The sequence below is a fragment of the Aeromonas sp. QDB34 genome (assembly GCF_027705405.1).
GTDB classification, from domain to species: Bacteria; Pseudomonadota; Gammaproteobacteria; order Enterobacterales; family Aeromonadaceae; genus Aeromonas; species Aeromonas hydrophila.
Genome location: NZ_JAPDBT010000002.1, coordinates 134,819 through 155,390, shown reverse-complemented (window position 1 = coordinate 155,390; position 20,572 = coordinate 134,819). Strand labels below are relative to the sequence as shown.

The 20,572-nt window shown below is 65.9% G+C and carries 16 protein-coding genes and 1 riboswitch; of the genes, 10 read left to right on the top strand and 6 right to left on the bottom strand.

Translation table 11 applies throughout. The annotated features are described in order from the left end of the window. Positions 1 to 9: 9 nt before the first annotated feature. Positions 10 to 95: riboswitch (cyclic di-GMP riboswitch) on the bottom strand. A 265-nt stretch (positions 96 to 360) separates the two neighbouring features. Further along, a complete protein-coding gene (locus OKC29_RS04560) occupies positions 361 to 2,058 on the bottom strand; it encodes a methyl-accepting chemotaxis protein (RefSeq protein ID WP_073348825.1) in 1,698 nt (565 codons plus the stop codon). Between the two features lie 295 nt (positions 2,059 to 2,353). Here OKC29_RS04560 and OKC29_RS04555 point away from each other — a divergent pair, with 295 nt between their 5' ends. Both OKC29_RS04555 and OKC29_RS04550 read left to right on the top strand, forming a co-directional pair. Beyond that, positions 2,354 to 4,201, top strand: a complete 1,848-nt coding sequence (locus tag OKC29_RS04555) for a M3 family metallopeptidase (RefSeq protein WP_073348826.1) — start codon at positions 2,354 to 2,356, stop codon at positions 4,199 to 4,201. Between the two features lie 76 nt (positions 4,202 to 4,277). Continuing rightward, complete coding sequence (locus OKC29_RS04550) at positions 4,278 to 5,069, top strand: substrate-binding periplasmic protein (RefSeq protein WP_073348827.1); 792 nt, start codon at positions 4,278 to 4,280, stop codon at positions 5,067 to 5,069. A 13-nt stretch (positions 5,070 to 5,082) separates the two neighbouring features. Here OKC29_RS04550 and OKC29_RS04545 read toward each other — a convergent pair whose 3' ends face one another. Beyond that, positions 5,083 to 7,278: a glycoside hydrolase gene (locus OKC29_RS04545; RefSeq protein ID WP_073348828.1), complete on the bottom strand. Its 2,196-nt coding sequence runs from the start codon at positions 7,276 to 7,278 to the stop codon at positions 5,083 to 5,085. Positions 7,279 to 7,610: 332 nt separating this feature from the next. Between OKC29_RS04545 and OKC29_RS04540 the strand changes: the two genes are divergently transcribed. Both OKC29_RS04540 and OKC29_RS04535 read left to right on the top strand, forming a co-directional pair. After that, positions 7,611 to 8,273 carry a hypothetical protein gene (locus tag OKC29_RS04540; RefSeq protein ID WP_162275600.1) on the top strand — a complete coding sequence of 221 codons (663 nt, stop codon included), beginning with the start codon at positions 7,611 to 7,613 and terminating at the stop codon, positions 8,271 to 8,273. A 20-nt stretch (positions 8,274 to 8,293) separates the two neighbouring features. Beyond that, positions 8,294 to 9,637, top strand: coding sequence for a zinc-dependent metalloprotease (locus OKC29_RS04535; RefSeq protein ID WP_073348831.1), 1,344 nt, complete (start codon positions 8,294 to 8,296; stop codon positions 9,635 to 9,637). 101 nt (positions 9,638 to 9,738) lie between these two features. On the opposite strand, the gene OKC29_RS04530 is transcribed toward OKC29_RS04535, so the two are convergent. After that, positions 9,739 to 12,909 carry a S41 family peptidase gene (locus tag OKC29_RS04530; protein WP_073348832.1) on the bottom strand — a complete coding sequence of 1,057 codons (3,171 nt, stop codon included), beginning with the start codon at positions 12,907 to 12,909 and terminating at the stop codon, positions 9,739 to 9,741. Between the two features lie 260 nt (positions 12,910 to 13,169). Between OKC29_RS04530 and OKC29_RS04525 the strand changes: the two genes are divergently transcribed. The 6 genes from OKC29_RS04525 (at position 13,170) to OKC29_RS04500 (ending at position 17,907) form a co-directional block, all read left to right on the top strand. Beyond that, complete coding sequence (locus tag OKC29_RS04525; RefSeq protein ID WP_024944607.1) at positions 13,170 to 13,646, top strand: L,D-transpeptidase family protein; 477 nt, start codon at positions 13,170 to 13,172, stop codon at positions 13,644 to 13,646. A gap of 149 nt (positions 13,647 to 13,795) precedes the next feature. Continuing rightward, positions 13,796 to 14,515 (top strand): AzlC family ABC transporter permease, encoded by a 720-nt coding sequence (locus tag OKC29_RS04520; protein WP_011704586.1) that lies wholly within the window; start codon positions 13,796 to 13,798, stop codon positions 14,513 to 14,515. A 2-nt stretch (positions 14,516 to 14,517) separates the two neighbouring features. Then, positions 14,518 to 14,859 (top strand): AzlD domain-containing protein, encoded by a 342-nt coding sequence (locus OKC29_RS04515; RefSeq protein ID WP_010635181.1) that lies wholly within the window; start codon positions 14,518 to 14,520, stop codon positions 14,857 to 14,859. Between the two features lie 116 nt (positions 14,860 to 14,975). Further along, positions 14,976 to 16,502: a YjjI family glycine radical enzyme gene (locus tag OKC29_RS04510; RefSeq protein WP_024944605.1), complete on the top strand. Its 1,527-nt coding sequence runs from the start codon at positions 14,976 to 14,978 to the stop codon at positions 16,500 to 16,502. Between the two features lie 37 nt (positions 16,503 to 16,539). After that, positions 16,540 to 17,391, top strand: a complete 852-nt coding sequence (locus OKC29_RS04505) for a YjjW family glycine radical enzyme activase (RefSeq protein ID WP_073352322.1) — start codon at positions 16,540 to 16,542, stop codon at positions 17,389 to 17,391. Positions 17,392 to 17,583: 192 nt separating this feature from the next. Continuing rightward, positions 17,584 to 17,907, top strand: coding sequence for a DUF1820 family protein (locus OKC29_RS04500; RefSeq protein WP_011704589.1), 324 nt, complete (start codon positions 17,584 to 17,586; stop codon positions 17,905 to 17,907). A gap of 42 nt (positions 17,908 to 17,949) precedes the next feature. Here OKC29_RS04500 and OKC29_RS04495 read toward each other — a convergent pair whose 3' ends face one another. The 3 genes from OKC29_RS04495 to OKC29_RS04485 all read right to left on the bottom strand — a co-directional run bounded on the left by OKC29_RS04495 (position 17,950) and on the right by OKC29_RS04485 (position 20,567). Continuing rightward, a complete protein-coding gene (locus OKC29_RS04495; RefSeq protein WP_073348833.1) occupies positions 17,950 to 18,873 on the bottom strand; it encodes a LysR family transcriptional regulator in 924 nt (307 codons plus the stop codon). Positions 18,874 to 18,933: 60 nt separating this feature from the next. Beyond that, positions 18,934 to 20,130, bottom strand: a complete 1,197-nt coding sequence (locus OKC29_RS04490; RefSeq protein ID WP_024944602.1) for an amino acid aminotransferase — start codon at positions 20,128 to 20,130, stop codon at positions 18,934 to 18,936. Between the two features lie 161 nt (positions 20,131 to 20,291). Beyond that, the gene (locus OKC29_RS04485) at positions 20,292 to 20,567 is read right to left on the bottom strand and encodes a metal/formaldehyde-sensitive transcriptional repressor (protein WP_005308614.1); all 276 of its coding nucleotides are present in this window, start codon (positions 20,565 to 20,567) and stop codon (positions 20,292 to 20,294) included. Between the last annotated feature and the right edge of the window lie 5 nt (positions 20,568 to 20,572).

The following is a 20,572-nucleotide window of genomic DNA, read 5'->3' as shown; positions in this document are numbered from 1 at the left end:
GAAGCACGATGTGGCAACCCCGCTATCCTGGACGACATGTCTTTAGACCGGAGGCTTTGCGTCCTGGCCTTTCAACCAGTTTGCCAAATGACTACATAAAGGGTCATGGTGTCGCGTTTGGCGACAACCCATCATGGCTATTTTTGATTAAATAATTAAGTGTAAATCTTTACAGCTTGACCTCATCGGAGTAGAGCAAACACTTAACTGTTTGTTTTTAAATGGTGGTTAACTGAACGCCGCCGCATCAATGTCGTCGAACAGGTCGACAAGATGCAAAAAATCCACATTTTTCATCAATGAAGCACGCCCCCGCCAGCCGGGCTGACGGGGGCGTGCGCTGCGACAGGGCAGGACGGATCAGTGGCGAACGCGGGGGCGTTCAGCCGGGCTCACCTGCCGGTGCAGAGGGGCGAGTCGCTGCTCCAGCTGCTGGTCGATGGCGCTGCCGAGCTTGAATACCGCCAGCCGCTCGTCCAGGCTGCGTGAAAGCCCGGCCAGCAGCTCGCTCTCCTGGGCCAGCTGGGAGGCGGACTGGGACATCTCCAGCGCCGAGTCGTTGATGCCGCTGACGTTGCGGTTCATGTCCTCCGCCACCATGCTCTGCTGCTCCGCCGCGGTCGCTATCTGGGTCGCCATGTCGCTGACGTGCTGGATATGGTTGACGATGAGGGAGAGATCCTGGCCCGCCTTCTCCGACTGGCTGACGCTGCTCTCCGCCAGCTTGCGGCTGGCGTCCATGGCGCTGGCGGCGGTCACCGCCCGCTGTTGCAGCTGGGCTATGGTGCTCTGGATCTCCTCGGTGGACTGGCGGGTGCGGCTGGCCAGCTGGCGCACCTCGTCGGCCACCACGGCAAACCCGCGGCCCTGCTCGCCGGCGCGGGCCGCCTCGATGGCGGCGTTGAGGGCCAGCAGGTTGGTCTGCTCCGAGATGGCGCTGATGACCGCCGTCACCTCGCTTATCTGCATCACCCCCTCCTTGAGCTGGTTGACCTGCAGGGTGGCCTGCTCCACCTCGGTGGCCAGCGCCTGGATGCCGTGCACGCTGGCGTGCACGTCACGGTTGCCGAGGCCGGCCTCGCTGGTGGCGTCCTGGGTATCGCGGGCGGTGTTCTCGGCGTGGCCCGCCACGTCGGAGATGGTGGCGCTCATCTCGTTCATGGCGGTGGCGAGCTGGGCCAGCTGATCCCGCTGGCTGTTGACCGCCTGGTTGGTCTGCTCGGCGGAGGCGGCGATGCGCAGGGCGGCATCTGCCACGTTGCGGGCCCCCTGGCTCGCCTCCAGCAGGGCGCGGCGAATGGCGTTGAGCCCCTGGTTGGTGCAGCTGGCGACGGCCCCCAGCTCATCCTTGCCGTGCACCGGGATGCTCACCACCAGATCGCCGGCGGCCACCTGCTGCATGGCCCGGTTGATCTCGGCCAGCGGATTGACGATGGAGCGGCTGATGGCAAAGCCCAGCAGCCCCATCAGCAGGGTCACCAGCAAGGTGGCGCCCCCCATCAGCTGATACTGGGACCAGATGGTGGCCTGGATGTCCTGCAGCAGCACGCCGGAGCCGAGGATCCAGCCCCAGGGCTGATAACCGGCCACCAGCGACATCTTCTGGGCCGCCTCGCCGGAGGGGGAGATCCACTTGTATTCCAGCCGGCCGCTGTGGCCCCCCTTGCCGAGATCCACCATCTGCTGCCAGTGGACGCCGGCGGTGGCGGTGCCGCTCTCGCCCATCTGCTGGCCGACCAGCTCGGGCCTGACGGGGTGCACCACCATCCGGCGGTTCTCGTCCAGCACGAACAGGTAGTTGTCGCCGTCAAAGCGCATGCTGTTGAGCATGGCCTTGGCTTCGGCCTGGGCCTGGGGGGCGGGCAGGGTGGCCGCCAGCGTCTGGATCCGGCTCATGGCCAGATCCAGCACGGCCTGCAGCCTGGCTTCCCGTTCACTCATCAGGTTGCGATGCAGGGCACTGGCCGAGATGAGCAGCAGTGCGATGAAACCGATCAGCGCCAGTGAGAGCAACAGCATCAGTTTGCGGCTCACGGCAATATCACCGAGCTTGAACATAGTCTCTTCCTTAACTTTCCCGTGCGGGTCTGGTGGTGGCCAGTCCGTCGGCTGGCCCTGATTATTTTGTTGTTAACATTTAATTAACTTTCAATGGCTTGGGGCCATAAAACGCCAATTGAGCAATTTGACAATCAGTATAGCCAGCAGACAGAAACCCTCGCTTTTGATAGCGTGATGGCGCGCATCCCGGCGCACTATTTGTCTGCTCAATTTGCAGAAAATGTGAATGAGTTGGCATTTCACCAAAAAGGAGTGGGCGCCCTCGCGGCCGCCCCATAACAAGAGGGAAGTTATGAGTTCCATTGCCAGGAATTATCTCAACCAGCTCAACGCCGACTACCTGCAGGTACACAGGCGCAAGGAGGATCTGTTCTGGTCCACCTACATGGGCACCAGCGACGATCAGGCCGGCTTCACCGCCGCCGAGCAGGCCTACAAGGCGTTCTGCGCCGATCCGGCGCGCCTGCCGGTGTTGCGGCAGATGCAGGCCGAGGCCGAGGAGACCGAGCTCAAGCGCGGTCTGGGGGGCTGGATCGCCTTCTTCGAGTGCAACGTCATCGAGGATCCTCAGGCTGCGGCCCTGATGGACGAGCTGGTGGCCGCCGAGGCGGCGCTGTTTGCCCGCCGCCGGGAGCTGAAGCTGACCTTGCTGGACGAGCAGGGCGGGCAGGTGGCCGGCAGCCTGCCCGCCGCCAGCACGGCGCTGGCCGCCAGCAGCGACGAGGCGGTGCGCCAGAGTGCGCTCGCCATGTTCCACACCCTGGAGCAGTGGGTGGTGGACAACGGCTATCTGGCCATCGTCGCGCTGCGCAACCGCTTCGCCCGCGCCATGGGGTATCGCGACTACTTCGACTACAAGGTGCACAAGAACGAGCAGATGAGCCCGGCGCAGCTGTTCGCCATTCTCGACGACTTCATCGCCGGCACCGAGCAGCGGCTGCACCAGAGCCTGGCCGAGCTGAAAGCGGTCAAGGGGGAGGCGGCCCTGCTGCCCCACAACCTGCGCTACAGCGTGAGTGGCGACGTGACCCGCCAGCTCGACCCTTACGTGCCCTTCTCGCGGGCGCTGCAGGACTGGGTCGATAGCTTTCGCCGGCTCGGCATCCAGTACCGCGGTGCCACCCTCACCCTGGATCTGCTGACCCGGGAGGGGAAATACGAGAACGGCTTCTGCCACGGCCCGGTGCCGAGCTTCTGGCAGGAGGGGGAGTGGGTGCCGGCGGTGGTCAACTTCACCAGCCTGGCCAACCCGGCCCAGGTGGGCAGCGGCTGGAGCGGGCTCAACACCCTGTTCCATGAGGGCGGCCACGCGGCGCACTTTGCCAATGTCACCGGTAACGCCCCCTGCTTCTCCCAGGAGTTCCCGCCCACCTCCATGGCCTACGCCGAGACCCAGTCGATGTTCTGCGACAGCCTGCTGGACGATGCGGACTGGCTCAAGCGCTACGCCAGAAACGCGGCGGGGGAGCCGATCCCCGATGCGCTGATCAAGGCGATGATCGAGGCGCGCCAGCCGTTTCGCGCCTTCAATGAGCGCCAGATCGCGCTGGTGGCCTACTTCGAGCGGGATCTCTACGCCATGGACGAGGCGGAACGCACCCCGGCCGCCGTGCTGGCACTGGCCCGCCGCTGGGAGCGCCAGATCCTGGGGGTGGAGAGCCCGCGCCCGCTGCTGGCCATCCCGCACCTGCTCAACCAGGAGTCGGCCTGTGCCTATCACGGCTATCTGCTGGCGCTGATGGCGGTGGAGCAGACCCGCGCCTACTTCCTCAAGCGCGACGGCTACCTCACCGACAACCCGCGTATCGGGCCGGATCTGGCCGCCCACTACTGGGGTCCGGGCAACGGCATGACCCATGACGAGACGCTGCAAAGCCTGACCGGCAAGGGCTTCAGCGCCGGTCCGCTGGTCCGGGCCTGCAACCAGAGCGTGGCCGAGGCGTGGCAGCAGGCAGAAGCCTGTATGGCGGCGGCCCGCCAGCGTCCGCCGGTCGGCGAGGGTGAGCCGCTCAATGCCCGCATCCGGGTGGTTCACGGCGACCAGCTTATCGCCGACAATAGCGGCTCCGAAGCGGCCATGCTGGCCGACTTCGAGCGCTGGATCCGCGACCACTACCAGGAGCCGGTGACCAGCCACTGAGGCGCAAGCCGGTGAACATGCGTTATGTCAGACCCCTGCCGCGGCAGGGGTCTGTTTTCATGGGAAGGAGTCGAGGGTGGGAACAACAGCGCGGTGGCGGTGGCTTCTGGTCACGCTGCTGCTGACGGGAGGGCTGGCGCAGCCGGCCCGGGCACTGCAGGCGCTGACCGAGCAGATGCCCCCTTACAACTATCAGCTGGCCGGTCAGCCGGTGAGCGGTTTCTCGGTGGATCTGCTGCATGCCCTGCTGGCGCGCAGCGGCCTGGCGCTGCGCGGTGACATCCAGCTGCAGCCCTGGGCGCGGGCCTATCAGAATGCCCGCTATCAGGCGGGCAGCATCCTCTTCTCGGTGGCACGCACCCCGGAGCGGGAGCAGCAGTTCCAGTGGGTGGGGCCGGTCGGGCCGCGCACCATCAGGGTGTGGCGGCTGAGCTCGCGCACCGACATCCAGCCCCGCAGCCTGCAGGAGGCGAGCCACTACCGGATCGCCGTGGTGCGCAATTCGGCCTCGGCCCAGCAGCTGATCCGCCAGGGGCTGGCGCCGGTCAGCGTCAACAGCGAGGAGGACAAGTTTCGCATGCTGCTGCGCGGCCGGGTGGAGCTGGTGACGGCGCTGGATCTGGGGGCTGCCTTTCACATGCACCAGCTGGGGCACGGCTTGGATGCGCTCACTCCGCTGTTCGTCTATGACGACGGCGAACAGTACTACTTCGCCCTCAACCTGGCGACGGAGCCGGCCAAGGTGCAGGCCCTGCAGCGGGCCCTCGACCAGATGCGCCAGGATGGCTCGCTGGAGGCGCTGCGCCGGCGCTGGCTTAACCTCCATGCAGTGCCGCCCGCCCCGGCCAGCGGGGCGACCCCCTCCTGATGGCGGCCCGGGTTCAGCCTTGGATCTTCAGCACGCTGACCGGTTTGTCCTTGAGCGCCACCAGCAGCTGGTGGCCCGGCAGCTTGTGGCCGTCGATCATGATGGAGCTGTGGCCGAAGTTGGCCACCAGCCGGCTGCCGTCGGAGAAGCGGGTCTCCTGCACCCGGCCCACCCCGTCACGCCAGCGAAAGCCCACCAGTGCCTTGTCCCACAGCGCCTCGTGCAGCGGGCCGAACTGGCTGTCTAGCCTCACCAGCTCCGGCAGGCGGCTCGCCAGCGTGCTGCGACTCAGGTTGACCAGCGGTGGCGTGTTGTAGAGCAGGCCGAGCAGGGCGCGCTCCTCCTTGATGCCCGGGAATTTCAGGTTGTCCAGCAGCCAGTGGTGGCTGTTGAGCACGGAGTCGTGGAACACCGCCTGATAGAGGGGCAGCCGATCCGCCGGGTTGAACACCGTCTTCAGGTAGCGCGGCTTGAGTCGGGCGGGCTGGAAGAAGACCTGCGGCGCCTCGTCCGGCCACCACTTGCCGAGGTAGTAGGGGGATTTGGCCTGCTTGCGCATGGCGGCATCGGTCCAGCCAAAGCCCCAGCTCTGGATGCCGTGGGCAAACAGCAGCGGCTTGCTGGTGAGGGCGTTGCCATCCTCCGAGCCCAGCACCAGCCCGAGCCGCTCTCCCACCCAGCTCATGCGGGCGTTGCGGTCGGCGATCATCGCCTGGCTGCCCTGCTGGTGGGCCGGGTTGTAATCGTTGGAGGCCATGGCGGTGCCGTCCACGTCGAGGAACAGGCTGTTGATGCCGCTGGCCTTGGCCAGCTCGCTCATGCGGCTCTTGGCAAACGGCAGGGTGCAGCCCGGATTGAGATAGACCCCCTCGCCACCAAAGCCCGGCTTGGGCTTGCCGTTGGCCTCGACGATGGCGCAGCGCTTGCCGATCTCCGGTGGCAGCTGTGCGGTGAGCCAGCTGTCGTTGGTGCCGGGCGCGATGGCGGTATCGTAGGAGTCATAGCTGCCCACCAGATAGCCCTGGCGCTGGGCGGCAGTGAGGGCATAGCCCTGCTGCAGGGCAGCTGTCCACTGCGGGGTGCCGAGCCACAGCTTGCGCAGTCCCGCCTGCTGCAGCGCCTCGATCACCGGCAGCGACAGCCCCTGGCCCCAGCGCTCCTGCGCCACCAGTTGCTCGCCGAACTGGCTCTTGACCCACTGTTGGCGCAGGGCCAGCACCTTGCTCTGGGCATGCGGGCCCTGCTGGGCAGGCAGCGGCAGCTGGTCGGCAATCAGCCGGTTGAGACCCGCCATGATCAGCGCCTGCTGCCAGGGTTCTGGCGCCTTGGCGGCCAGCGCCTCCCGCTCCTCGCTGTTGAAGCCTTGCAGCCACTCCGGCTTTTGCCGGAGCTTGGCCTGCAGCGCGGGCCACGCCTTCACATCTTGCCGATCGAGCAGGGCATCACCCCACAGGTAGACATGGCTGGCGCCGATCAGCCGCCGCCCGGCGGGAATGCGGGCGACCTTGTCGGCCAGAGACTGCCAGGCCCCCTCGCTCTGCAACCACGCCCGGTAGCGGCGGGCGCCGGCCAGCCAGTCATCCCCCACGCTCAGCCGCACCACCATAGGCGCCTGCTGGTTGAAGCTGCTGAATTCATGGCTGGCGCTCAGTTGCAGCCGGCCTCCCTGGCGGCTGAAGCGAAGCCGGTTGTCGTAGGGGGTCTGCAGGATCCAGCTGTAGGTCTGCTTGCCGGCATCCTGGCTCCAGAGCGGCAGCTTGAGGTCGTAATGGGTGTTGAGCTCGGCCAGCTCGTCGCCGACATAGCCGAGCCAGTCGCTGTCGCGCACCGAGAAGCGGCTGCCCTCGCCGAAGGCCAGGGAGAGGTGGGTCTGGTTTTTCGGCAGGCTGAACCAGGCCAGCTGACGGGGACTGTCGCTGACCAGCGTCAGCAAGAGGTCGTCGCCATCCAGCTTGACCTCCACCCTGGCGTCCTGGGCGGGCCAGTGCCAGCTGGCCTGCTGCTCCCCTTGTTGCAACTGATCGACCTGGCGAGCGGGCTGGCCGGCGCTGACCGGGATCTGGTTGACCGAGATGGCCAGGGTATCGGGATCGATGCGGTAACGCTGGGTCTCGCCCTGCAGCGTCAGAGGGGCGGCGGCCAGCGGCGCCGCCAGCAGTGAAATCAACAGCCAGCCCAGTGCTGGCGCCCGTATCGGCAAACCGTTCATGCAACATCCTTGACCTGATTGATGCCATCAGGGTACGCCGACGCCTGCCCCCCGGTACAGCCAAATCTGCTTAACCCATATGGGGTGAATGGCCTCATTCCAGCCCTTTTCGGGGCCATTTTCATGCGGCAAAAAAGCATCATTCGAACCCTCTCTCAGCCCCCGCCAGCACTGACTTGCGCGACTCATCCTGCGGGTGTGAACCTCCCGCGCCCATTTTTTCGACGCCCCATATAGGGGGGTGCCAGCCTGCTCGGCGGTTTCTAGCATGCCTGCTCACTTTGAACGCAATTCATTGTTTTATAAGGATTGTTTTTGACTGGAGTATCAGTATGAAGAGAGCGAAATGGAAGCCTTGGCTGGGGTTGTGCGCCCTCTTGGCCGGGGTGATCGGCTGGTACCTGTGGCCGCAAGCGGTGGCGCCCGGCCAGGCGGCGGCAGGGGATGAGGAGCACGCGGCGGATAGCGGCCCGCTGGCGGAGCTCACGCCGCTCGCCGCCATGCCTGCGCCTGCGCTCAAGCCGGCACCGGTCGCGGCCCCCACCAAGCCGGATCGGCTGCGGGAAGATGGCAGCCAGCAGCTGGAGACCCCTTGGCAGGCGGCCGAGGTGGATGCCGACTTTCCGCTGGCGGAGCCCGGCGATGCGGTCGAGCAACCCCAGCCGATCGCCCTGCAGGGCAGCGACCTGGAGCGGGCCCAGGTGGGCGACAGCGTGGCCCTGCCAATGCCGGACGGCAGCACCCTGCAGGCCAGGGTGACCAAGGTTGAACTGCAGCGGGGCGGGGAGCGCAACTGGCAGGGGGAAATTCGGGTCGACGGTGACAGCTATCCGGTCAATTTCACCGTCGGCAAGCAAGCGACTTTCGGGTTCATCGGCACGCCGCAAGGCAGTTACTCCGTCGAGACCCTGGGAGGCAAGGGCTGGGTTTACAAGAACCCGCCGCTGGATCTGGGTCATGGCGGCGATGACGCCCTGATCCCGACTCACCAATAACAACAGAAAAGGAAGATCACATGCAGAAAACCACCTTGGGGATCATGATTGCGGGATTGCTTGGGGCGACCCCCGTGCTGGCGGAAACCATCGACCTGATGGTGCTGCACAGTCCGGGGCTGGCGGCCCGCTATCAGGGGGATGCGCAGACCCGGATCCAGCACATGATCAACGTCACCAACCAGATCTATGCCGCCAGCGGCCTGGATCTGACGGTGCGGGCCGTGCACGACCAGCAGGTCAATTACCCGGATGGCGGCACCGACAAATCCGCGCTCAACGCGGTGACCTACCAGCAGGATCCGGCTTTCAAGCAGGTACCGACCCTGCGCACCCGCTATGGCGCCGACATGGTGGTGCTGATGCGCCCCCAGACCGGTGACCACGGCAGCTGCGGGCTGGCCTGGGTTGGTGGTTCCGCGACCTATACCGATGGCCGCAAGGCGTATGCCGACGGGGATGTATCCCAGGATGCGGGCAGCATGTTCAGCCATGTCACGGCCACCGGCTGTGGCGACGTGGTGCTGGCGCACGAGCTGGGCCACAACATGGGGCTCAACCACTCCCGCCTGCAGGATGGCACGGGGGGCACTTATCACTATGCGTTGGGGCACGGGGTGCGGGGTTCCTTCGCCACCGTGATGGCCTACCCTTCCAGCTTCGGGGTCTACAGCCACGAGTACAAGTTCTCCAGCCCCGATCTGGTCTGCAAGGGGCAGCCGTGCGGCGTGGATTACCGGGATCAGGCCAACGGTGCCGATGCGGTGCGGGCGCTGAAGGTGACGACGCCGCAGATCGCCGCTTTCTACCCCACCATGGTGACGGAAGCGCTGCCGGATCTGGGCGAGCTGGAGCGCTCTCTCGAGACCCGGCGCCAGGACCTGGCGGCGGCCCAGGAGCACTACAGCCAGCAGGTGGCAGCCAGAACCGCCCTGCAGGATCGCCAGCAGACGCTCAAGGGCAACTTTGATCGCTACCAGCGTGAGCTGAGCCAGCTGAACCAGCGCAACCGGCAGACGGTGCAGGAGATCAACCGGCTGGTGCGCGAGCACAACAGCTACAACGGCAGCTACGGCCCGGAAGAGTATCGCCGGATCCGCGCCATCCAGGCGAACCTGAGCGCCCGCATCGATCAGCTGCACGATGAGAACAACGCCATCATTCGCCAGTCCAACGAGATCAGCCAGCGCTACCAGGCCGAGGTGAACGAGTACAACGGCAGCTGGGATCGCTACAACCAGCTGGTGGCAGCGGTGAAGAGCGCCGACGGCAAGGTGGACGAGGCGCGCCGCGAGCTGGAGCTGGCCGAGCACAGGTATCAGCTGGCGCTGGCCCGCCAGCCTGCGGAGACTCAGCCGGCCTGATGCAACAAGGGCGCCCCGCAACAGGCGGGGCGCCCTTGATGTCTGTCTGTCAGAGGAGCCGACCGGGCAAGCCCGGTCGGCTCCTCTTTTGCTGGTTGGCGTCAGTCAGCCCGTTTGGCTGCGGGTTTCGCATTCGTCGACAGCTGGGCGAGGGCGGCCTGCACTGCGGCTGCCAGCTGGGGATCGCGTCCCGCCAGCATGTCGGCCGGGGTCAGCGCCACCTGCACGTCAGGGATCAGCTCCTGGTTCTCGTACAGGGTGCCGTCGGGGTTGCGCAGCCCCAGGGTCGGGATGCCGTAGGCAAGGCCCGGGATCAGCCTGGAGGTGTGGGCATACACCATGGTGCCGGTGCCCGGCACCGGCTCACCGACGATGGGGCCCACCTTGAGGGTGCGGTAGTACTGGGGAAAGGCCGAGCCTTCCGAGTAGCTGCCCGCATTGACCAGCACCACCGAGGGTTTGGTCCACTGGCGGGTGGCGGCGTCCGTCTCCCCCTTGCCAAGGCGTGGCCAGCTGCGGGCCATGCCCTGAGCGCTGCCGCTGCCGGTCAGGAACTCCACCAGGGTGTTGGCCAGATAGCCCCCCTTGTTGAAGCGCACGTCGACGATCAGCGCCTCGCGGTTGCGCTGGCGACCGAGGGCGTCGGCCACCACCTCCTCATAGACGGCGCTGCTCATCTCCGGCAGGTAGACATAGCCGACCCGCCCCTGACTCAACTGCTCCACCTGGCTGCGGCGCTTGGCGATCCAGCCGTCGAGCTGCAACTGATACTCCTGCTGCAGGTCGATGGCGGTGACCTCCAGCTGGCTGGGCTCCTTGGCTCCCTTGGGCAGCACAGTGAGCGCCAGTCGCTGGCCGGCCTGGTGGTTGAGCAGGGCATCCAGCTCGTTGAGGCTGTGCAGCTCGGTGCCGTTGACGGCCAGCAGGCGGGCGCCCGGCGCCAGATCCGTCTCCTGCTCCAGCGGGCCGCCGGCCAGCAGGGCGTCGAGCTCGACCGCCCCCTGTCGCTCGCGCCAGTAACCACCGAGGCTGGCGGTCTCGTCCGGCATGCGCAGGGAGGGGGCCGGACCGCTGCCCCAGGTGTGGGAAACATTGAGCTCGCCGGCCAGCTCTGCCAGCAGGTTGCCGAAGTCACGATCGTTGCTGATGCCGGGCAGCAGGCGACGATAGGCGGCCACATAGCCGTCCCAGTCCACCCCGTTCATGTCGGCCCGGTAGAACTCGTCCCGGGTGAGGCGGGTGATCTGGTCGAAGGCGGCGCTCATCCGATCCTGCCAGCTGGCGGTGATCAGCAGATTGAAGGGGTGGCTGCTGGCCTCGCCGGAGCGGGTATCGATGAGGGCGATTTCCCCCTCCCGCACCAGGGTGGCGAGGCTGGCATCCTGGTTGAGGCTGGCCAGCGCCGGCCCCGGCTGCTCGGCAAACAGCAGCTTGGTCTCCCCCTTGCGCAGATCCTGGGCGTAGCCCTTGATCTCGCTCTCGCCGTTGGCGTCCATCACCTCCACCAGATAGATCAGATGATCGTCGACGATGCGACTGGCGAGGATGGGGCCCTCTGGCTGTAGCTGGATCGCCTCCCGGTGCGCCAGACGGTCGGCCTCGAAGCCGTAACCGGCCTTGGGCGGTGCCTGCTCGGCGATGAAGTCGCTCTTGGCGGCGCGGCTGCTGTAGAGGCCGAGCAGGCTGCCGCCGAGGGGCTCGCCATCGGCGCCCAGCACACCGTACTTGGTGGACTGCCAGTAGAGGATGCCGCCGTCCTGACTCCAGGCAGGATCGCCATCCCGATAGCCGTTGAGGCTGACGTTGACCGGCTTGGCCTTGGCATCCCGGGTATCGATGACGGCGATCTCCTGCTGGGCGGAGTCGGGCTGGATGGTCAGCGCCAGGTGACGCGAATCAGGGGCAAAGGCCAGCTCCACCGCGTGGCGGGAGGGGTTGAACTCGGCGGCGACCAGCTGGCGCCGCTTGCCGCTGGCCAGATCCAGCAGGTGGATGGCCTGGCCGTCCACCACGAAGGCGAGTTGTTTGCCGTCGGGGGAGAGGGTCGGCACGCTGATGGCGGCGCCCGGAATGGCCAGCAGTTTCTCCTCGGTCAGGGAGCCGGGGTCGCTGAACAGCTTGTCCGGCTGCCCCTTCTTGAGGCGGTACAGCGCCGCCGGCCCCTCCTGTTCGGAGAGGTAGATGAGCTCCTGCTCTTTATCCAGATAGCGCGGCGCCGACTGCTCGCTGGGGTGGCGGGTAAGCTGGCGTACCCGCTCGCGTCGGGTATCGACCGCGTAGAGATCCCCCTGGCTGACCAGGATCACCTCTTCCCCGTCCTGGCGGGCGATGGCCTCGTCGACGGGGCCGGGCTGCCAGCTCTGCTCGGCCGGCACCTTGGCGAACAGCGGCTGGATGACGATCTTGCGCGGGGTATCGCTGCCGGCATCGAGGCGGTAGAGCTCCCCCTGCCAGGACCAGACCAGATCCCCCTGGCGGGAGGCACTGAGGCCGCGCACCGGGTGGCCCTTGAAGTGGGTGAGCTGGCGATCCTGGCCGCTGGCCAGGTCCCGTTGCCAGACGTTGAAATCACCGCTGCGCTCGCTCAGGTAATAGAGCTGCTTGCCCTGCTCCTCCCAGACCGGATCGCTGGCGGCCACCCTGTCTTCGGTCAGCTGGCGATGCTGTTTGCCGTCGAACAGCCACAGACGGGAGACGGCGAACGAGTGCTGGTGCTTGCGAAACGGCTGATCCATGCCCGGCATCTGGTAGGCCAGCTGGTTGCCGTGGGGGCGGGCCAGGGTGGCGGGCAGGGGCTGGGCAGGGGTCAGCGGGCCGCCGGCAACCGGCGTCCAGTAGAGGTTGCCGGCCTGATAGCCTTCCGCCACGAAGTGATCGGCGTCGGGGTCGGTGAGGCGTTGGCTGCTCAGCAACAGCTGCTTGCCGTCAGCGCTGAAGGCCTGGGGCAGATCGGGGCGCGAATCGCGGGTCAGCCGCACCATCTCGCCGCCGTGGCTCGGCACCACGAACACGTCCTCGTTGCCGTAGAGGTTGGCGGCAAAGGCTATGAGCTTGCCATCCGGCGACCAGAGCGGGCGCTGGCTCAGGTAGTTGCCGTCGGTGAGGGGCACGGCGGGGCCGCCATCCCCCGCGCTCAGGTAGACGCGGCCCTGCCAGGTGAAGGCAAGCTGCTTGCCATCGGGGGAGAGGGCGGGCTCGCGCAGCCAGAGCGGCTCGGCCGCCTGCAGGGAGGAGCAGAGCAGCAGGAGCAGCAGGGAGAGTCGGTATCGCATCGTGAGGTTCCTGAGAGGTGAAAAGCGCCTTATCTTCCCCCAATGTCCCGCCCGGGACTATCCCGAGATAGGGGGGTTATCCCGTTGTTTTGGCAGTTAATTGTAACAATCTATAAAAGATGGCGCGGGATATGTTTCTCTGGATATATTGAGTATTGATGGCGATCCAATATGATGGCGCTCGCCCGCCACACGAGGCGGTGCAGTTCAGATGATTTGGTAACAGAAAAGCCCTTACCAGAGGCTTGCCGAGGGATGGAATGAGAGCCGTATTACTGTGTTTGCTGGGGCTGTGGCCCGCATTGAGTTTTGCCACCCTGTCCGCCGATATGGTGGTGGTGAAGAAATCGAGTTATAGCCTGACCCTGATGAAGGATGGCAAGGAGGTCAAACGCTACTGGATCGCTCTGGGTCCGGCTCCCAAGGGGCACAAGCAGCGGGAAGGGGATCAGCGCACGCCGGAAGGCCGTTACATCCTCGACTACAAGAAGACCAACTCCAACTATTACAAGGCCATCCACATCAACTACCCGAATCTGGACGACATCAAGGCGGCCAACGAGATGGGTGTGCGACCGGGTGGCATGATCATGATCCACGGTCAGCGCAACAGCATAGGCAACACCCGCCTGCAGCCGTCCAACTGGACCAATGGCTGCATCGCCATGCTCAACAAGGATCTGGATGAAGTGTGGAACGCCATCGAACCTGGCACCCCCATCGTCATTCAGCCCTGACTCTCTGCAGCGCGCCACCTCCGGGTGGCGTTCTGTTTTTTGGCTCCCTCCGCTCTGCTCCATCCTCTCTTTAGCCGCAGCCTCTTGGTATCCGTCCCCGTGCTGTGCTAGTTTTTCCGGCTCGCCGTGGACGCAACAAGGATGATCCCATGCCATCAGCAACCTGCTCCCGGCCCGTCGGGGCCGAGAGTACCCGCGCGCTCTGGTGGCGCGCCTCCATCGATATTCTGCCGCTCTCCGTCTCGGTGATCCCCTGGGGGATCCTGTGCGGTGCCCTGGCGCTGCAGGTGGGGCTGAGCCCGCTGCAGGCCCAGCTGATGTCGCTGCTGGTCTATGCCGGTGCCGCCCAGCTCTCGGCCACCACCCTGTTCGGGGCGGGGACGCCGCTGCTGCCCATCATGGGCTCCACCTTCGTCATCACCTCCCAGCACCTGCTCTACGGCTTCACCTTTCGCCGCGACGTGCTGCCGCTCTCCCTGCGCTGGCGCGCCAGTCTGGCCTTCTTTCTGACCGACGAGATGTTCGCGGTGGCGCTCAAAGACCGGGAGCGCAGTGGCCGTTTCGATCCGGCCTACGCGCTCATTGCCGGCTTCGTCTTCTATCTGTTCTGGAATGCGGCGACCCTGCTCGGCATCGCCGCCGGCCAGTACATCGACGGACTGGATCAGATGGGGCTGGACTTCGCTATCGCAGCCACCTTCATCGCCATGACCATTCCCGCCATGAAGAACCTGCCCATGGTAGCGGCTACCCTGGTGAGCGGTGCCATGGCGCTGCTCACCAAGCCGCTGCTGGCGGAGGTCTACATCATCATCTCGGCGCTCTCCGGCATGCTGGTGGGTTATGTGCTGCACCGGATGAGGAGGTAATCATGAGCTGGCTGATGATAGGCCTGCTGGCCCTGATCACCTTCTTCAACCGCTTCGCCTTCTTCTCGCGGCTGACCCGCTATCAGCCGGGCGCCGAGATGGGGGCCTTCCTCAGCTTCTCGGCCCAGTCGGTGCTGACCGCCATCTGGTTGCCCATCGTCTTCAGCTACCAGCCTGGCACTGGGCTGAGCTGGGATCCGGACTACTTGGTCGCCACCCTGCTGGTGACGGCGCTGACCCTGCTGCGGCTGCCGACCCTGCTGGTGGTGGTGGTCGGCATGGGGGGCTTCTTCCTGCTGCGCTGGCAGGGGGGCGTGGCCCAGCTGCTGCCCTGGCTGGGCTAGGCCCGTGATCTTGCATGGCGGATGTCTTCATTGGATATCCGCCATGTTGTGAATGTCACTTCAAAAAACACCTCTCAAGTGTGAGGATTTAGCTCCCATCCCTCGAGGAGCGAGCCATGTCCTTCACCGAAACCTGCCAGCGCATCGTGCGCGATCCCCTGCTGTCACCGGCCCAGAAGAGCCATGCCCTGGCGCTGGCCGCCGAGAATGCGCTGCCCTATCCCGAGCTGCCTGCCGAGGTGAGCGAGGCGATGGCCAAGGGCTTTGTTTGCGACATGTTCGAGGGGCACGCCCCCTACAAGCCGCGCTATGTGCTGCCGGATTACGAGAAGTTTCTGCGCCAGGGCTCGGCCTGGCTGGAGCTGGCACCGCCGCAGGATTTCGACGAGGCGCTCGATGCCTTGCGCATCCTCTACCACCATGTGCCCTCCGTCACCGGCATGCCGGTCTGGCTGGGCCGGCTCGATCACCTGCTGCTGCCCTTCGTCGGTGAGCTGGATGACGAGGCCCTCTATCGCAAGCTGAAGGGGTTCTGGATCTACCTGGATCGGGTGCTGCCGGATGCCTTCATGCACGTCAACATAGGCCCGGATGACAACCGGCTCTGCCGCCTGATCCTGCGCATCGACGGCGATCTCAAGCAGGTGGCCCCCAACCTCACCTTGTTCCACGATCCGGCGCAGACCCCGGACAGCCTGCTGCTGCAGGGGGTGAAGAACATCGCGGCCTGCAGCAAGCCCCACATCGCCAACTACCCGCTCCATCGCAACACCTTCGATGAGCGCGGCTTCGGCATCGTCAGCTGCTACAACGCCCTGCCCCAGGCGGGTGGCGCCAACACCCTGGTGCGGGTCTCCCTCAAGCGGGTGGCCGAGCAGGCCCACGGTATCGACGACTTCCTGGGCTGCCTGTTGCCCCACTACTGCCGCCTCGCCTCCCGTTTGATCGAGGCGCGTGCCGCCTTCCTGCACCAGGAGTCCGGCTTCTTCGACAGTTTCCTGGTGCAGGAGGGGCTGCTGGAAGAGGATCGCTTCGTGCCCATGTTCGGCATCTACGGCATGGCCGAGGCGGTCAACCTTCTGATGGACAAGGAGAATCTGCCGGAGCGCTACGGCCGGGACGAAGAGGCGAACCAGCTGGGCTACCGCATCTCGGCCCAGCTCGCCCGCCACGTGAGCGAAACGCCGCAGCGCCACGCCTGGGGCGGCCGCGCCCTGCTCCACTCCCAGGGCGGGCTCAGCGTGGATCGCGGGGTGACCCCCGGGGTGCGCATCCCCTATGGCGAGGAGCCGGATCCCGCCAGCCACATGCTGGCGCTGGCACCGCACCACGGCTTCTATCACTCCGGGATCAGCGAGATCCTCACCCTGGATCCCACCATCCGCCAGAACCCGCAGGCGCTGCTGCAGCTCTGCAAGGGGGCGCTCGCCATCGGCATGCGCGAGTTCACCGCCAACGTGGCGGACAGCGACCTGGTGCGGGTGACCGGCTACATGATCCGCAAGAGCGACGTGGCCCGCTTCGCGACAGAGGGCTCGCGGCTGCAGACCACCTGCCTCGGCGCCGAGGCGAGCGAACTGACCGGGATCCGCCAGCGGGCGCCGCGGGTGGTGGGGCGCGAGGCGACCCTGTGTGACTACTGAGTGCAACAGGCGGGCAGGGGCGGTGCGCAGCGCGACGGTGAGCCGCTGGTTGCCCTTCTCCTGCGTGGACGGCCCCGGCAACCGGCTGGTGCTGTTTCTGCAGGGCTGCAACTTCGCCTGCCCCGGCTGTCATAACCCGCACACCATCGGCCTCTGCGATCACTGCGGTGACTGCGTGCCCGGCTGCCCGAGCGGGGCGTTGACCCTGCACGAGGGGCGGGTGAGCTGGCAGGCGGCACGCTGCACCGACTGCGATGCCTGTCTCGATGCCTGCCCCCGCAGCGCCAGCCCCAAGACAGCTGTCATGACGGTGGCCGAGGTGCTGGCCCTGCTGCGCCGCTACGGCCCGCTGCTGACCGGCATTACCGTCTCCGGCGGTGAGGCCACCACCCAGCTGCCGTTCGTGATCGCGCTGTTCACCGCCATCAAGGGGGCGCCGGATCTGGCTCATCTCGACTGCCTGCTCGACAGCAACGGTTCGCTCGCCGAGGCTGGCTGGCAGCGGCTGCTGCCGGTGCTGGACGGCGCCATGATCGATCTCAAGGGGTGGGGCGACTCTGTGCATCACACGCTGACCGGCTATGGCCGCGAGCGGGTGCTGGCCTCGCTGCAATTGCTGGCGCAGGCGGGCAAGCTGGCGGAGGTGCGCCTGCTGCAGGTGCCGGGGCAGAGCGACTATCTCGCCGCCGACGGCACGCTGGAGGGCGGGCTCGCCACCTTCTTGCGCGCCCTCGGGCCCGTGCCCATCCGCCTCAACGGCTTTCGCCATCACGGGGTGCGCGGGGCGGCGCAGGGCTGGTCAGAGGCGACGCGAGAGGAGCTGGAGCAGCTGGCCGCTGCGCTGGCGGTGGCCGGGCTCGGCCCGGTCAGCCTGCCGCCACTGCTCTAAGTAGCCGGATGCTAATCAACTGATCGCAAAGGGATTTGATACTACAAGGCAAGATTGGACGGCGAACCGAGCGGTTTGGCGTGGCTTTTTTGCTGCCTGAGTCTTGAGATGACGTAACTGTGATTGCTGTCTATTTGAGCTCTGCGAGGTGGCGGCTAGAATGGGTCAATCGCCCACCATCAACAGACGAACATGAGTGAATCCAACGCCTTATATCGAGTGCAGTTCATTTGTCACAACGAGCGTTACGAAGTCTATGTCAGGGAAGTGAGCCAGGGTCAGCTGTTCGGCTTCATCGAGATCGCCAACTTCGTGTGGGACAACCACACGGCGCTCATCGTCGACCCCAGCCACGAGAAGTTGAAGAGTGAATTTGCCGACGTCAATCGCACCATGATCCCCATGCACCACGTGCTGCGGGTCGATCAGGTGCGCAAGCAGGGGGCCGCCCGCATCACCGAACTGGGCAACAACGTCTCTCCCTTCCCCAGCCCCATCTACACCAAGAAACCCTGACACCTGCCATGTCCGGCCGGCGTGTGCCGGGCATAGTCGTCCTTATCCCAGCTCGCGGGCCAGTTGCAGGATGCGCTGGCGAAACCAGCGCCGGGCCGGCTCCTCTCCGGCCGGGCCGTACCACACCAGGCTGTGGGTGACGGCGCCGTAATCGAAGGGCACCGGCCTGCTCACCAGAGCGTGGGGGGCCGCCTGTTCGGCCCAGCCACCGATGGCGGTGAGGATCAGATCGCTCTGGCGCAGCAGGGCTGCCGCACTGCCAAAATCCGGCAGGATGGCGGCGATCTGCCGGCGCACCTGCAACTGGGCCAGGCTCTGTTCGAAGAAAGGGTTGGCCAGCTCCTGATCGCGAATGGCGATATGGCGCCAGCTCAGGTAGGCATCGAGATCCCAGGATTGCGCCAACGCCGGGTGATCCGCGCGCAGCAGGCAGACTAGCTTGTCCTCGCGCAGGGTCTCCCACACCAGCCCTTGCTGGCGGGGCAGGGGCTGGCTCTGATCGTGGGGCAGGATCACGAAGTCCAGCTTGCCTGCCGCCAGGGCCGCCAACCCCTGCTCATCCTTGTTGCGAATGTCGGGCACCAGGCCCGGCACCTCGCGCATCAGCTGAGCCAGAATGGGCCCCATGGGCCAGACCATGCCGCTCTCGCGCAAGGCAAATTTCAGCTGCCCCTGCCAGCTGGCGGGATCGAACCCGCCCTGGCCGGTGAGGCCGTTCAGCTCGCTCAACAGCCGGTGCAGCGTAGGGCCGAGCCGCTCGGCGAACGGGGTCAGCAACAGCTGGTTGCCCTGGCGGTAGAGCAGCTGATCGCCGAGCAGATTCCGCAGCTGGTTGAGGGTCTTGCTGACGGTGGAGGGGGTGGTGCAGAGTCGTTCGGCGGTGCGGGTGACGCTCTGGCTGTCGAGCAGCAGGTGCAGGGTAACCAGATGACGGCCGCCGAGGCGGGAGAGGGCAATGAGATCCATAACGGTTCCACAAGCAAACGGGACAAACAAAAAGCCCCGCCGAAGCGGGGCTTGCGGGGATCAGCCCTTGAGCACGGCGGCCATGGCGTCGGCCACGTAGTCGACGTTGCGGCTGTTGAGGCCCGCCACGCACATGCGACCGGAGCGCACCAGGTAGACGGCGAACTCCTCGCGCAGTCTGTCCACCTGCTCCGGGGTGAAGCCGGTGTAGCTGAACATGCCGCGCTGGTTGATGAAGTAACTGAAGTCACGGCCCGGCACCTTGGCGCTCAGCACCTCGAACAGCTTCTCGCGCATCGCCTTGATGCGGGTGCGCATCTCGGTCACCTCACCGACCCACATGGCATGCAGGCTGGCATCGTTCATCACGGCCGCGGTGATCTGGCCGCCGTGGGTGGGGGGGCTGGAGTAGTTGCGGCGCACGGTGGCCTTCATCTGGCCCAGCACCCGGCTCGCCTCTTCGGCATCCTGGCAGATGACCGACAGGCCGCCACAGCGCTCGCCGTAGAAGGAGAGGTTCTTGGAGAAGGAGTTGCTGACGAAGAAGCTGACGCCGGCGGCCACCATGGCGCGAATGGCGTAGGCATCCTCTTCCAGCCCGTCGCCAAAGCCCTGATAGGCGATGTCCATAAAGGGGATCAGGTGCTTCTCGACTACCAGCGCGATCACCTGGTCCCACTGGGCGCGGGAGAGATCCACCCCGGTCGGGTTGTGGCAGCAGGGGTGCAGCAGCACGATGCTCTTTGCCGGCAGGCTGCTCAGGCAGTCGATCATGGCGTCAAACTGCACGCCGCCGGTGGCCGCATCGTAGTAGGGGTAGTCGTGCACCTTGATGCCGGCGCCCTCGAACATCGCCTTGTGGTTGTCCCAGGTGGGATTGCTGACCCACACCTCGGAGGTCGGGAAGTAGCGCTTGAGCAGATCGGCGCCGATCTTCAGGGCGCCGGAGCCGCCGATGGTCTGGATGGTGGCGATGCGACCCGCCTTGACCGCTTCGTGGTCGGCACCAAACAGCAGGTGCTGCACCGCGGTGCGGTAGTTGGCGGCGCCTTCCATCGGCTGGTAGGGGCGCGGGGCCGGGGCGGCGGCGCGCTGGGCTTCGGCCTGCTGTACCGAGGCCAGCAGCGGAATGCGGCCCTGCTCGTCGTAATAGAGGCCGATCCCCAGGTTCACCTTCTGCTCGCGGGTGTCTTTGTGGAAGGTCTCGACCAGGGTCAGGATGGGGTCGCCAGCATAGGCATCGACGTGTTCAAACATGGGGGGTCCTTGCGAAATGGAATCCAGGGTATGGCGATCAATGATCGGCGGTCATCATGGCGTAAAGCCGGCGAGGGCTCAAGTCTGAAAGGGGCGGGGGCCGACGCCGCCCAGCCGTAAACGGGATGAGGCGGGGCTACGCATGGCCCCATCCACCGGCTCTACTTCAGATAGGATCGCAATACCCGCACCACCTGATCCAGATCTTCCAGCCGCTCGGCCGGGGTCGCCTCTTCGGCGCCGAGATGCTCGCGCATGTGGCCCTCCAGCACCTCCAGCATCAGGCCGTTGACGGCGCCACGAATGGCCGCGATCTGCTGCAGGATGGCGGCGCAGTCGCTCTCCTGCTCCAGCGCGCTCTCCAGTGCCCCTGCCTGCCCCTTGATGCGGCGCACCCGCGCCAGCAGCTTCTTCTTGCCGTGAATGGTGTGTGACATGCAGG

Coding starts and splice junctions, on each gene's coding strand:
- OKC29_RS04560 (WP_073348825.1), bottom strand. CDS start 2,058: ATGTTCAAGCTCGGTGATATTGCCGTGAGCCGCAAACTGATGCTGTTG.
- OKC29_RS04555 (WP_073348826.1), top strand. CDS start 2,354: ATGAGTTCCATTGCCAGGAATTATCTCAACCAGCTCAACGCCGACTAC.
- OKC29_RS04545 (WP_073348828.1), bottom strand. CDS start 7,278: ATGAACGGTTTGCCGATACGGGCGCCAGCACTGGGCTGGCTGTTGATT.
- OKC29_RS04540 (WP_162275600.1), top strand. CDS start 7,611: ATGAAGAGAGCGAAATGGAAGCCTTGGCTGGGGTTGTGCGCCCTCTTG.
- OKC29_RS04535 (WP_073348831.1), top strand. CDS start 8,294: ATGCAGAAAACCACCTTGGGGATCATGATTGCGGGATTGCTTGGGGCG.
- OKC29_RS04530 (WP_073348832.1), bottom strand. CDS start 12,909: ATGCGATACCGACTCTCCCTGCTGCTCCTGCTGCTCTGCTCCTCCCTG.
- OKC29_RS04525 (WP_024944607.1), top strand. CDS start 13,170: ATGAGAGCCGTATTACTGTGTTTGCTGGGGCTGTGGCCCGCATTGAGT.
- OKC29_RS04520 (WP_011704586.1), top strand. CDS start 13,796: ATGCCATCAGCAACCTGCTCCCGGCCCGTCGGGGCCGAGAGTACCCGC.
- OKC29_RS04515 (WP_010635181.1), top strand. CDS start 14,518: ATGAGCTGGCTGATGATAGGCCTGCTGGCCCTGATCACCTTCTTCAAC.
- OKC29_RS04510 (WP_024944605.1), top strand. CDS start 14,976: ATGTCCTTCACCGAAACCTGCCAGCGCATCGTGCGCGATCCCCTGCTG.
- OKC29_RS04500 (WP_011704589.1), top strand. CDS start 17,584: ATGAGTGAATCCAACGCCTTATATCGAGTGCAGTTCATTTGTCACAAC.
- OKC29_RS04495 (WP_073348833.1), bottom strand. CDS start 18,873: ATGGATCTCATTGCCCTCTCCCGCCTCGGCGGCCGTCATCTGGTTACC.
- OKC29_RS04490 (WP_024944602.1), bottom strand. CDS start 20,130: ATGTTTGAACACGTCGATGCCTATGCTGGCGACCCCATCCTGACCCTG.
- OKC29_RS04485 (WP_005308614.1), bottom strand. CDS start 20,567: ATGTCACACACCATTCACGGCAAGAAGAAGCTGCTGGCGCGGGTGCGC.